This window comes from uncultured Bradyrhizobium sp., assembly GCF_947648125.1.
Lineage (GTDB): Bacteria > Pseudomonadota > Alphaproteobacteria > Rhizobiales > Xanthobacteraceae > Bradyrhizobium.
Genome location: NZ_CANSMR010000005.1, coordinates 121,852 through 134,861, shown reverse-complemented (window position 1 = coordinate 134,861; position 13,010 = coordinate 121,852). Strand labels below are relative to the sequence as shown.

12 protein-coding genes are annotated in these 13,010 nt (G+C 65.8%); all 12 read left to right on the top strand.

Going from position 1 to position 13,010, the window contains the following annotated elements; all coding sequences use genetic code 11:
• Positions 1-80: 80 nt before the first annotated feature.
• A complete protein-coding gene (locus tag Q0030_RS12160) occupies positions 81-746 on the top strand; it encodes an HAD family hydrolase (protein WP_298366917.1) in 666 nt (221 codons plus the stop codon).
• A 9-nt stretch (positions 747-755) separates the two neighbouring features.
• The gene (locus tag Q0030_RS12155; RefSeq protein ID WP_298366915.1) at positions 756-1,709 is read left to right on the top strand and encodes a sugar-binding transcriptional regulator; all 954 of its coding nucleotides are present in this window, start codon (positions 756-758) and stop codon (positions 1,707-1,709) included.
• A 158-nt stretch (positions 1,710-1,867) separates the two neighbouring features.
• On the top strand, positions 1,868-3,181 hold the full coding sequence (locus Q0030_RS12150; RefSeq protein WP_298366912.1) for a sugar ABC transporter substrate-binding protein: 1,314 nt from the start codon (positions 1,868-1,870) through the stop codon (positions 3,179-3,181).
• A 136-nt stretch (positions 3,182-3,317) separates the two neighbouring features.
• Positions 3,318-4,190, top strand: coding sequence for a sugar ABC transporter permease (locus Q0030_RS12145; protein WP_024583852.1), 873 nt, complete (start codon positions 3,318-3,320; stop codon positions 4,188-4,190).
• A 4-nt stretch (positions 4,191-4,194) separates the two neighbouring features.
• Positions 4,195-5,025 carry a carbohydrate ABC transporter permease gene (locus tag Q0030_RS12140; RefSeq protein WP_298366909.1) on the top strand — a complete coding sequence of 277 codons (831 nt, stop codon included), beginning with the start codon at positions 4,195-4,197 and terminating at the stop codon, positions 5,023-5,025.
• 16 nt (positions 5,026-5,041) lie between these two features.
• Positions 5,042-6,049: an ABC transporter ATP-binding protein gene (locus tag Q0030_RS12135; RefSeq protein ID WP_298366906.1), complete on the top strand. Its 1,008-nt coding sequence runs from the start codon at positions 5,042-5,044 to the stop codon at positions 6,047-6,049.
• A gap of 84 nt (positions 6,050-6,133) precedes the next feature.
• Entirely contained in the window at positions 6,134-6,907 is a 774-nt protein-coding gene (locus tag Q0030_RS12130) for an SDR family oxidoreductase (RefSeq protein ID WP_298366904.1), read from the top strand.
• A 27-nt stretch (positions 6,908-6,934) separates the two neighbouring features.
• Positions 6,935-8,587, top strand: a complete 1,653-nt coding sequence (locus Q0030_RS12125) for an FGGY-family carbohydrate kinase (RefSeq protein WP_298366902.1) — start codon at positions 6,935-6,937, stop codon at positions 8,585-8,587.
• 14 nt (positions 8,588-8,601) lie between these two features.
• Positions 8,602-9,540, top strand: coding sequence for a carbohydrate kinase (locus tag Q0030_RS12120; RefSeq protein ID WP_298366900.1), 939 nt, complete (start codon positions 8,602-8,604; stop codon positions 9,538-9,540).
• Between the two features lie 118 nt (positions 9,541-9,658).
• Entirely contained in the window at positions 9,659-11,089 is a 1,431-nt protein-coding gene (locus Q0030_RS12115; protein WP_298366897.1) for an amidase, read from the top strand.
• A 76-nt stretch (positions 11,090-11,165) separates the two neighbouring features.
• Positions 11,166-12,116, top strand: a complete 951-nt coding sequence (locus Q0030_RS12110) for an ABC transporter permease (RefSeq protein WP_298366895.1) — start codon at positions 11,166-11,168, stop codon at positions 12,114-12,116.
• On the top strand, positions 12,113-13,009 hold the full coding sequence (locus tag Q0030_RS12105; protein ID WP_298366892.1) for an ABC transporter permease: 897 nt from the start codon (positions 12,113-12,115) through the stop codon (positions 13,007-13,009). The genes Q0030_RS12110 and Q0030_RS12105 overlap by 4 nt, the downstream gene beginning before the upstream one ends.
• The last annotated feature ends 1 nt before the right edge of the window (position 13,010 follow it).

Sequence of the window (13,010 nt, the reverse complement as noted above, 5' to 3'; positions counted from 1 at the left end):
GCGACCATTTGAGGCGCGGCATTCCGCGCGCGGAACTGTGATCTATTGCTCATGGCGTGAGCATATGATCTCATGCCGGGATGGATCCGCGGCTGCCCAAGACCGATCTGGTCATCTTCGACTGTGACGGCGTGCTCGTCGACAGCGAGGAATTGAGCTGCCGGTGCCTCGCCGAGGCGATGGCGAAGACCGGCATCGAGATGAGCACCGAGCGGGCGCTCGAACTCTTCCTCGGGCGTAGCACCACGGCCCTGGTGGAGTATTGCCGGAGTGTGGGCAAGCCGTTGCCGGCGACGTTCCTGCCCGAATTGGCGCATCAGGTGCGCGAGACCTTCCGCTCGCAGCTCAAGCCGATTGCCGGCATCGCCGCCGTGCTCGCGGAATTGCAGCTGCCGTATTGTGTTGCTTCGTCAAGCGATCTCGAGCGGGTGAAGTTTTCGCTGGAGCTGACCGGTCTTGCGGCGAGCTTCGGACAGCGGCTCTTCACCGCGCAGATGGTCGAGCATGGCAAGCCGGCGCCGGATCTATTTCTGTTTGCCGCCGGCAAAATGGGAGCCGAGCCGCGCCGCACGCTGGTCATCGAGGACAGCGTCAGCGGGGTGATGGCGGCGAAGGCCGCGGGGATGAAAGTGTGGGGATTTGTCGGCGGCGCCCACTATCGGTTGACGGATGGCAGTGCTCTGCTGAAGCAGGTCGGGGCGGATCGAATCTTCGCCGCGATGACGGATTTCTGGAACGAAGGCTGACGCAAGATCATGGCTGCGCCCGACAACGAAAAGTCTCGCCTCGACGATGCGGCGCGCGCCGGCTGGCTGTACTTCATCGCGGGCCACACCCAGGACGAAATTGCGAAAATGCTGCAGGTGTCGCGTGCCTCGGCGCAGCGCCTGGTGTCGCTGTGTCTTGCGGAGCGGCTGATCACGTTTCGTCTCGAGCACCCCATTGCGGCCTGCATGGAGCTCGCGTCCCGGCTGAAGGAGCGGTTCGATCTGGTGCATTGCGACGTCGTGCCATCAGATCCGGCGGCGCCGCTGTCGAATGCCGGGATCGCCGAACGCAGCGCCAATCTGCTGGAGCTGACGCTGCGCTCGGAGACGCCGGTCATCGTGGCGCTCGGCACCGGTCGCGCGGTGCGCGCCGCGGTCGAGCGGGTCTCGCCGATCGAGCGGCCGGATCATCAGATCGTCTCGCTGGTCGGCAACATCTCCGCCGACGGCTCGGCGAGCTTCTACGACACGGTCGGACGGCTCGCCGACCGCACCGGTGCGCGGCATTACCCGATGCCGTTGCCGTTCCTGATGTCGAGCGAGGACGAGCGCAACCGCATGATCCGCATCGACCCGATCGCGCGGGTGAGGGCGGTCGCCGCCAGGGCCGATCTGCGCCTGATCGGCATCGGCCAGATGGACCAGAAGGCCCAGGTCCATGTCGACGGCTTCGTCACCCGCGAAGAGCTGTTGGAGATGATGCGGCTCGGGGCGGTCGGCGAGGTGACGGGCTGGGCCTATGACGCCAAAGGCCGCCTGATCAAGGGCGGCACCAACAAGCGGCTGACCAGCATTCCGCCGCAGATCCCTGCGGCGTCGACCACGATCGCGGCGGCGGTCGGCGCCGCCAAGGTGCCGTCGATCAAGGCCGCGCTGGCGGGCCGGGTGATCAACGGCCTCATTACGGATGAGGCCACCGCACGCGCCGTTTTGGATCGCTAGGCGCGCTCTTCGCTTCCGCAAAAACCTCCATTCCAGGCTGTGATGGAACCCGCAATCGCGCGGGACGGCGCACCCGCGTGCTTGACAAATTTTAACGACGGGATGAACATACGCCCAACACGTGGGCATATGCTCAACGTGACATAAGGGAGGTCACCTTGAAAAACGTCCTTTGCGCCGTTGCGGGCGCGGCTGCTCTTTTGATCTCTGCCCCCTCGATCGCCCAGACCACGTTGACGGTGGCGACCGTCAACAACAGCGATATGATCCGCATGCAGGGGCTCACCAGCGAATTCACCGCGAAGAACCCCGACATCACAGTCAAATGGGTGACGCTCGAGGAGAACGTGCTGCGCCAGCGCGTGACCACCGACATCGCCACCAAGGGCGGCCAGTTCGACGTGCTCACCATCGGCACCTACGAGGTGCCGATTTGGGCCAAGAAGAGCTGGCTGGTGCCGCTCGACAAGCTCGGCGCTGACTACGACGTCAACGACCTGCTGCCGAAGATCAAGGATGCGGTCTCGGTCGACGGCAAGCTCTACGCCGCGCCGTTCTACGGCGAGAGCTCGATGGTGATGTACCGCACCGACCTGTTCGACAAGGCCGGCCTGAAGATGCCGGAAAGCCCGACCTGGGATTTCGTGGTCGACGCGGCCAAGAAGCTGACCGACAAGTCGGGCGGCGTCTACGGCATCTGCCTGCGCGGCAAGGCCGGCTGGGGCGAGAACATGGCGTTCCTGACCGCGATGTCCAACTCGTTCGGCGCGCGTTGGTTCGACGAGAAGTGGGAGCCGCAGTTCAATTCGCCGGAATGGAAGAAGACGCTGACGACCTATGTCGACCTGATGAGGCAGGCCGGACCTCCCGGCGCCTCTTCCAACGGCTTTAACGAGAACCTCGCGCTGTTCAGCGCCGGCAAATGCGCGATGTGGATCGACGCCACGGTGGCGGCGTCCATGGTGACCAACCCGAAGGACTCCAAGGTTGCCGACAAGGTCGGCTTCGCGCTGGCCCCGAACACCGGGCTCGGCAAGAACGCCAACTGGCTGTGGGCATGGAGCCTCGCGATCCCCGCCGGCTCGAAGAAGGTCGATGCGGCCGAGAAGTTCATCGCCTGGGCCACCAGCAAGGATTACACCAAGCTCGTCGCGTCGAAGGAAGGCTGGTCCAACGTGCCGCCCGGCACGCGCACCTCGCTGTACAAGAACCCCGACTATCTGAAGGTCGCGCCCTTCGCCAAGCTGACGCTGGCCTCGATCGATGCGGCCGATCCGAACAAGCCGACGGTCAAGCCGGTGCCGTACGTCGGCGTGCAGTATGCGGCGATCCCTGAATTCCAGGGCATCGGCACCCAGGTGGGCCAGCAGTTCTCGGCGGCGTTGTCCGGTTCGACCACCGTCGACGCGGCGCTCGCCGCCGCGCAGTCCGCGACCGAGCGCGAGATGAAGCGCGCGGGCTACATCAAATAAACCACACACGACCCGATAGCCAAGGCGTGACGAGCGCCTTGGCCGCCCGACCAGCTTAGACCTCCCGAGCTGGGCTACTTGCGACCATCCTGTCCCGCAGCGGGATGGTCGCTCCTTTCGACAGAAGGAGGCGGGGATGGCGACCCAGCAGACCCAACTGCTCGCACGCACGCTGCTCACGCCCGCCGTGGCGCTGCTGTTCATCTGGATGATCGTGCCGCTCGCGCTCACGATCTACTTCGCGACCCTGCACTACAATCTGCTGGATCCCGGCTCCGAATCCTTCGTCGGGCTGGAGAACTTCCGCTACTTCCTGACCGATCCGGCCTTCCTCGCCTCGCTGCAGAACACGCTGGTGCTGGTCGGCTCGGTGCTGGCGATCACGATCATCCTTGGCGTCCCGCTGGCGCTGTTGCTTGATCAGCAGGTGGTCGGGCTCTCGATCGTCCGGCTGATGGTGATCGCGCCGTTCTTTGTAATGCCGACGGTGAGTGCGCTGGTCTGGAAGAACCTGTTGATGCATCCGGTGTCGGGCCTGTTCGCCTGGATCGCCCATCTGTTCGGACTGCCGGCGATCGACTGGTTCAACGATGCGCCGCTGTTCTCGGTGATCCTGATCATCTCCTGGCAGTGGCTGCCGTTCGCGACGTTAATCCTGCTCACCGCGCTGCAATCGCTCGACGAGGAGCAGAAGGAAGCGGCCGAGATGGACGGCGCGAGCGCGATCTCGACCTTCATCTACATCACGCTGCCGCATCTGGCGCGCCCGATCACGGTGGTGATCCTGATCGAGACCATCTTCCTGCTCACGGTGTTCGCGGAGATTTTCGTCACCACCGGCGGCGGCCCCGGCCTGCAGACCACCAACATCGCCTTCCTGATCTATTCGCAGGCGCTGATCCAGTACGACGTCGGCAGCGCCTCGGCGGGCGGCCTGGTCGCGGTGGTGCTCGCCAACATCGTTGCGTTCTTCCTCGTTCGTATCGTCGGCCGGAATCTGGAGGCGTAGCGTCATGGCGCGGATGGTCACGACACGGAATAAGGTGATCTCGACGGCGGCGGCCTGGCTGATCGGCTTCCTGATCTTCTTCCCGATCCTCTGGATGGTGCTGGCGAGCTTCAAGACCGAGCTTGAGGCTTTCGCGATCCCGCCATCGTTCCTGTTCTTCCATTGGACGACGGAGAACTACGTCACGGTGCAGGAGCGCAGCGACTACCTCCACCACGCGCTCAACTCGATCATCATCGCCGGCGGGTCGACATTGATCGCGATGCTGATCGCAATTCCGGCGGCATGGTCGATGGCGTTCTCGCCGACCAAGCGGACCAAGGATGTGCTGCTCTGGATGCTCTCCACCAAGATGATGCCGCCGGTCGGCGTGCTGGTGCCGATCTACCTGATCTTCCGGAATTTCGGCCTGCTCGACACAAGAAGTGGTCTGATCTTCATCCTGTGCCTCGGCAATCTGCCGATCGTGATCTGGATGCTGTTCACCTATTTCAAGGAGATCCCGAAGGACATTCTCGAGGCGGCGCGGATGGACGGCGCCACGATCGGCCGTGAGCTGATCTATGTGCTGACACCGATGGCGGTGCCGGGGCTCGCCTCGACCCTGCTGCTCAATCTGATCCTGGCGTGGAACGAGGCGTTCTGGACCCTCAATTTGTCGACGCTGGAAGCCGCGCCGCTCACCGTGTTCATCGCGTCCTATTCCAGCCCGGAAGGATTGTTCTGGGCGAAATTGTCGGCGGCGTCGACGCTCGCGATCGCGCCCATTCTCGTGCTCGGCTGGTTCAGTCAGCGGCAACTCGTCCGCGGCCTGACCTTCGGCGCGGTCAAGTAGCAGAAAGGCTTGTCCCATGGGTCAGATTACGCTGCAGGGTGTGCAAAAATCGTTCGGGCCGGTCCACATCATCAAGGGCGCCGACCTCGAGATCACCGACGGCTCCTTCGTCGTTTTCGTCGGTCCGTCCGGCTGCGGCAAGACCACGCTGCTGCGGCTGATCGCGGGGCTCGAGGATGTCACCGGCGGCGCCATCCTGATTGACGGCCGCAACGTGGTCGACGTGCCGCCGGCCAAGCGCGGGCTGTCGATGGTGTTCCAGTCCTACGCGCTCTATCCGCATATGAGTGTGCGCGGCAACATCGCATTCGGCCTGAAAATGGCCGGCATCGCCAAGGACGAGATCAATCGCAAGGTCGAAGCCGCCGCGGCCACCCTCAATCTGACGCCCTATCTCGAGCGCAAGCCGCGCGAGCTCTCCGGCGGCCAGCGCCAGCGGGTCGCGATCGGGCGCGCCATCGTACGCGAGCCGAAGGCGTTCCTGTTCGACGAGCCGCTGTCGAACCTCGACGCCGCGCTGCGGGTGCAAATGCGGCTCGAGGTGACGCGATTGCAGAAACAGCTCGGCACCACGGCGATCTACGTCACCCACGACCAGGTCGAGGCCATGACCATGGCCGACAAGATCGTGGTGCTGAACGGCGGCAAGATCGAGCAATACGGCTCGCCGCTCGAGCTCTATGAGAAGCCTAACAACCTGTTCGTCGCCGGCTTCATCGGCTCGCCGAAGATGAATTTCGTCACCGGCGAGCTCGCCAGGCAGCAGGGCGCTGCGACCATCGGCGTGCGGCCCGAGCATCTGAAGGTCGAGCGCGACGGGCAGGGCGGCTGGCACGGCACGGTCGCGGTCGCCGAGCATCTCGGCAGCGACACCTTTCTCTATGTCGACGCTGCGGCATTGGGAACGCTGACCGCACGCTATGTCGGCGAGCTCGACCTGCATCCCGGCGATCGCGTGTCGCTGATCCCGGATCCCGCACGCATCCATCGTTTCGACGACAGCGGAAAATCGATCCGCCCATAAGGCGATCGGTGGCCGCAGTTGATCTCGCTCTGGCCGGGGCGGCACGCCCGCGAAAATGCGGGCTCTAGGCAAAGGAAGAAGAAAATGTATCTCGAGAAATTCAGGCTCGGCGGCAAGACCGCCATCATCACCGGCGCCGGCCAGGGCATCGGACTGGCGTGTGCCGAGGCGCTGGCGGAAGCCGGCGCCAAGGTCGTCATCGGCGACCGTGACGCCAAGGCGGCCCATGACGCGCAGGCGGCGCTGAAGGCCAAGGGCTTCGACGCCGATATCGCGCTGATGGACGTGACGGATTCCGGGCGCGTCTCGGCGGTCGCCGACGAACTGGTCCGCAAGTACGGCAAGGTCGACATTCTCGTCAACAATGCCGGCATCGCGCGCAGCGAGACGCCGGCCGAGACCGTGACCGACGAGCACTGGCTCAACGTCATCGACGTCAATCTGAACGGCACGTTCTGGTGCTGCCGCGCGTTCGGCAATCACATGCTGAAGGCGAAGTCCGGCACCATCGTCAATGTCGGCTCGATGTCCGGCTTCATTGTCAACAAGCCGCAGGAGCAGTGCTTCTACAACGCCTCCAAGGCCGCGGTGCATCACCTCACCAAGTCGCTGGCGGCCGAATGGGGCGCGCGCGGGGTCCGCGTCAACGCCGTGGCGCCGACCTATATCGAGACCCCGCTGAACGCGTTCGTGAAGAACAGCCCGCGGATGTATGACGCCTGGATCGGTGGAACCCCGATGGCGCGGATGGGCCAGGTCGACGAGATCGCCTCCGTGGTGCTGTTCCTGGCCTCCGAGGCGGCAAGCCTGATGACCGGAAGCATCGTTCTGGTCGATGGCGGCTACACTTGCTGGTAAGCTCGCGCCGGAAATAACGGAGCGGCCATGCGGCAAGCCTATATCGGGGTGGACGTCGGGAGCACCAGCGCCCGCGCGGGGGTTTTCGACGAGACCGGGAAGCTGTTGGGTTCGGCCCGGCATCCGATCCGGGTCTGGCACGAGCCCGGCGATATCGTCGAGCAATCGTCCGATGACATCTGGGCGGCCTGCGTGACGTCCGCGCGTAACGCGATGCGCGAGGCCGCGGTCGCGGCCGAGCAGGTCAAGGGCATCGGCTTTGACGCGACCTGCTCGCTGGTCGTGCTCGACCAAGCAGGCCGGCCGCTCACCGTCAGCCCGTCCGGCGATCCCGCGCGCAACGTCGTGGTCTGGATGGACCACCGCGCGATGGATGAGACCGAATTCGTCAACGCGACCGGCGACCGCGTGCTGCGCTATGTCGGCGGCGCCATCTCGCCGGAGATGGAGATCCCGAAGATCCTCTGGCTGAAGCGGCATCTGCCAGCGACCTTCGAGGCCGCCGGGCATTTCTTCGATCTCGCCGATTATCTTTCGTTCCGCGCCTCCGGCTCGCTGGCGCGCTCGACCTGCACGGTCACCTGCAAATGGACCTATGTGGCCGGTGAGGGCGGCTGGAGCGAATCTTTCCTGAGGCGCGTCGGGCTCGAGGCGCTCGCGGCGGATCGCTTTGCCCGTATCGGCAACGAGATCGTGCCCCCGGGCTCGCCGCTCGGCCGCGGCTTGTCGGAGGATGCCGCGCGCGATCTCGGCCTGCTGCCGGGAACCGCGGTCGGCGCCTCGCTGATCGATGCCCATGCCGGCGGCGTCGGCGCGATCGGCGGCAGTGATGGCTCAGGCGCCGACGTCGATGTCTGCCAGCGATTGGCCTACATCATGGGAACGTCGGCCTGCATCATGGCGACGACGGTCGATCCGTGTTTCGTGCCCGGCGTCTGGGGCCCGTATTTCGAAGGGATGGTGCCGGGCTTCTGGCTGAACGAGGGCGGCCAATCGGCAGCGGGTGCCGCGATCGATCATCTGCTCAAATCGCATCCGGCGCATGCCGAGGTTTTGCTGGCCGCTAAGCATGACGGCGTCGACGTCATCGAGTACCTCGAAAAACGCATCCTGGCGCGCAGCGGCAATGCCGGCGCGGCCGCGCTGCTCGCACGCAACGTTCACGTTCTGCCGGAATTCCTCGGCAACCGTTCGCCCTATGCCGATCCGGGCTCGCGCGCCGTGATCGCGGGGCTCGATCTCGACACCGATGTGTCGGCGCTGGAGCGGTTGTTCATCGCCGGCCTGTGCGGGCTGGCCTATGGCCTCGCCGACGTCATCGAGGCGCTGCAGGCCCATGGCGTCAGCGGCAAGACCATCGTGATCGGCGGCGGCGCGAGCCGCAGCCCGCTGGTGCGCCAGATCATGGCCGACACCACCGGCTACACCGTGGCGCTGCCGCAGACCCAGGAGCCGGTGTTGCTCGGCGCCGCGATGCTGGGCGCGGTCGCCAGCGGTGCGCATAGCTCGATCAATGCCGCGATGGCCGGCATGTCGGCGCTCGGGCGGTTGAGCGAGCCGACCAGGCCCGAGCTGGCCGATTTCCATCGCCAGAAGCGCGGCGTGCACAAGATGCTGCGCCAGCTTGATCGCGACAGCCGCGAGGCGATGAAGCGGGCGCCCGGCGCGGCGCCGACTTAGGGATTGCTTGTGCCATGCTGCTGAGTTGCGGAGATGCGCTGATCGATTTCCTGCCGTCGCGGACGGCGGACGGACGCGAGGCGCTGACGCCCGCGGTCGGCGGTTCCTGTCTCAACATCGCGATCGGCAGCGCTCGGCTCGACGTTCCCACCGGCTTTGTCGGTGGCATCTCGACCGACACCTTCGGCAGGATGATCGCCGATCACGCCACAGCCTCAGGCGTCGATCTCAGCCGCGCGACGCGCAGCGACCGCCAGGCCACGCTCGCCTTTGCGCGCGTCACCGGCACCGAAACGCAATACGCCTTCTATGACGCCGACACGGCATCGCGGAACTGGACCTATCGACGTGACGCGATCGCGCTCGACGGCGTCACATGCCTGCACACCGGCTCGACCACGCTGGTCCATGACAAGGGCGCGGCCGAGACGCTGGCCTTCATCGAACATGCGCGGGCGAAGGTGACGATCTCGCTCGATCCGAATTGCCGGCCGAATCTCGTCAAGGACAAGGATGCCTATCGCGCCCGCATGCTGGCGTTCTGCGGCAAGGCCGACATCGTAAAAATGTCCGACGTCGACTTCGCCTATCTGTTCGGCGATCAGGCCTATGCGGCGAGGGCCGAAGCGCTGCTCTCGGGCGGCACTTCGCTCGTCGTCATCACGCGCGGCAATGATGGTGCCTCGGCCTGGCATCGCAAGGCCGGAGCGATCGAGGCCGCGTCGCCGGTGGTGAACGTCATCGATACGATCGGCGCCGGCGACAGTTGTCAGGCTGCGCTGCTCGCCGCATTGCATCGGCTGGACCGGATCGCGCGGCAGCGGCTGCGCGACATTTCCGCGGCCGAGCTCACACGCGCGCTGTCCTTTGCCTGCAAGTGCGCCGCCTTCACCTGCACGCGCGCCGGCGCCGATCCGCCGCGCAGCCGGGAGTTGCCTGCGGAGACCTGGTAGGCCATGCGCCATCGCGGTCGCGCCGCGTGCCGCCATGCGCACGAGGCGATGGACTTGGCGGATGACGCGCGGCACGATGCGCGACGGTCGACCACCTCTGATGCGAGCATTTGTCCTGATGAGCGATGATCTCTGTCTGCTGCCCGCCGTTGAGCTCCGTGCGCGCATCGCCCGCAAGGAGGTCTCTCCCGTCGAGGTCACGGCCGCGGTGCTCGCCCGTGCCGAGCGGCTGCAGCCGGAGCTAAACTGCTTCATCACGCTGTGCGGCGACGAGGCGATGGCGCAGGCGAAGGCCGCGGAGCGGCAGGTCATGGCCGGCGAGCCGCTCGGCCTGCTGCACGGCATCCCCTTCACGGTGAAAGACATCGTCAGCACCAAAGGTGTGCGCACGACCTTCGGCGCGGTGCCGTACCGGAACAATGTGCCCGACCATGATGCTGTGGCGGTGGCCCGGCTCCGTGCGCGGGGCGGAATATTGCTCGGCAAGACCACGACGCCGGAGTTCGGCAGCAAGTGCCTAACCGACTCGCCGCTGTTCGGCCGCACCCGCAATGCCTGGAGCGCCGAGCGCTCCAGCGGCGGCTCCAGCGGCGGCGCGGCGGTGGCGGTCGCAAGCGGCATCGCGCCGTTGGCGGTTGCGACCGACGGCGGCGGCTCGACCCGGATTCCCGCCGCCTGCAACGGCGTGGTCGGGATCAAGCAGAGCAACGGCGTGATCCCGCACAGCCAGGTGCAGGACGCCTTCGGCAACCAGACCTATGTCACGCCGACCACGCGCACCGTCGCCGATACCGCGCTGATGATGCAGGCGATGGCCGGCGAGGACCCGTCAGATCCGTGGTCGATCGGGGTGCCGGTGCCTGATTATCTCGATCGCGCGGCACCGCGTGGCGATCTCAAGGGCAGGCGGGTGCTGTTCTGCCTGTCGCCGCCGGGCCGCCCGGTGACCGCTGACGTCGCCGCTGACTTCAAGGCGAGCCTCGACCGGCTGGCCGGCCTCGGCGCGGAACTCGAGGAATTCTCCGGCGAGGGATTCGACATCGAGCCGATCTGGCGCGCCATCAATCACACGGTCTGGCGCACCCGATTCGAGAAGCTCGCGGCCGATCATCCCGATGACCTCAGCCCGACCTTCCTGAAGCAGCTCGCGCTTGCCGCGAAAGTAAGCGGCGTCGACTACCAGCAGGCGATGTTCGACCGCACCGCGCTGTTCCGCCGCGTGCAGTCGCTGTTCGCGCGTGGCGATCTGCTCGCGATGCCGACGCTGACCCGCACGGCGCTGCCGATCGATCAGGATCTGTTCGGCACCGTCGACATCGACGGCCAGAGCTTTGACAGCGTGCGGCCGCACTGGTTTCCCTGGACCATGCTGTTCAACATGACCGGGCATCCCGCGGTCAGCATTCCTTCGGGCTTCGGCCGTGACGGCTTGCCGATCGGCCTGCATCTGGTCGGCCGCTTCCGGGCCGATGCGGAACTGCTGCGGGTTGCAGCGCTGTTCGAAGAGGCGAGCGATCTGCTCGGCCGTTGGCCCGCGCTGAAATCATGAATGGTGCGGCGAAGGGCTTGCATTCGCTCGCGAACATGTTGAAACCTGCGGCCTATTCCCAATCCTTCGGGCGGGCATGAGCGTATTCTTCCTGCGGCGGATCCTGACCCTGGTGGCGACGCTGTTCGCGGCCTCGCTGATCATTTTCCTGGTGCTCGACGCGCTGCCGGGCAATGCCGCGCAGATGCTGATGGGCGCCGACGCCTCCCCCGATGCGGTGCGCGCGCTCACGGTCAAGCTCGGCCTCGATCAGCCGCTCACGGTTCGCTATCTGCTCTGGCTCAAGGGCATGGCGGTCGGCGATCTCGGCAACAGCTATGTCTATGGCACGCCGGTGGCCGGCCTGATCGCGGAGCGGCTGGTGCTGACGATTCCGCTCGCGATCATGTCGATGCTGATCACGGTGGTGCTGGCGCTCGCCGCCGGCATCTACACGGCGGCCAACCACAACAAGCTCGGCGATGTCGGCGTGATGTCGCTGACTCAAATTGGCATCGCGCTGCCGAATTTCTGGTTCGCGATCCTCTTGATCCTGCTGTTCTCGGTGAAGCTGCAATTGCTGTCCGCCGGTGGATTTGCCGGCTGGGATGACGGTATCTGGGCCGGGATGCGCTCGTTGCTGCTGCCCGCGATCTCGCTCGCCATGGTGCAGGCCGCGATCCTGGCCCGTGTCACGCGTTCCGCGGTGCTGGAGGTGCTGCGCGAGGATTTCGTCCGCACCGCGCGCGCCAAGGGGCTCGGCAAGCGCGAGGTGCTGTGGCGCCATGTGTTGCGCAACGCCATGATCCCGGTCATGACGGTCATGGGCCTGCAATTCGCCAATCTCCTGGCCGGCACCATCGTGATCGAGAACGTGTTCTATCTGCCGGGCCTCGGCCGGCTAATCTTCCAATCGATCGCCAACCGCGACCTGATCGTGGTGCGCAACTGCGTGATGCTGCTGGCTGCAATGGTCGTGACAGTCAATTTCGTGGTCGATGTGCTCTATGCCTTCATCGATCCGCGCATCAAGGTCGCTAACCTGTGAGCGCGCCGCTGACCGCATCCGTCGGCGCGCCGGCACTCGCACCCGGCGCAAGGCCTGCGATCGGCTTCTGGCGCCGTGCCCTGCGCCATCGCAGCTTCGTGCTTGGCGCCGTACTCAGCCTGTCCGTCCTCGGCGCGGCGCTGCTGTCGCTGGTCTGGACGCCGTGGTCCGCCTATGACATCGACGTCGCCTCGAAACTGCACCCGCCGTCGGCGGCGCATTGGCTCGGCACCGACGTGCTCGGCCGCGACATCGTCTCGCTGCTGCTGGTCGGCGCGCGCTCCACCATCATGGTCGGCGTCATCGCCGTCGGCATCGGCCTGACCTTCGGCGTTGGCCTCGGCCTGATCGCAGCGGCCCGCAAGGGCTGGACCGAGGAGTTCATCATGCGGATGAGCGACTTCACCTTCGCTTTCCCGGCGGTGCTGTCGGCCATCATGCTCGCCGCCGTCGCGGGCCCCGGCATGGTGACGTCGATCACCGCGATCGGCATCTTCCAGATCCCTACCTTCGTCCGCGTCACCCGCGGCTCGGCCAATGCGATCTGGGCCCGCGAATTCGTGCTGGCCGCGCGCGCCGCGGGCAAGGGCTCATTCCGCATCACGATCGAGCACGTGCTGCCGAACATCCTGTCGATCCTGATCGTGCAGGCGACGATCCAGTTCGCGCTGGCGATCCTCGCCGAGGCCGCGCTGTCCTATCTCGGGCTCGGCACGCAGCCGCCGCAGCCGTCCTGGGGCCGCATGCTCAATGATGCGCAGACCCTGCTGTTCCAGTCGCCGATGCTCGCGGTCTATCCCGGTGTTGCGATCGCGATCGCGGTGCTCGGGCTCAATCTCCTCGGTGACGGCCTTCGCGATCTGCTCGATCCGCGTCTGGCGCGGGAGCGTTGAG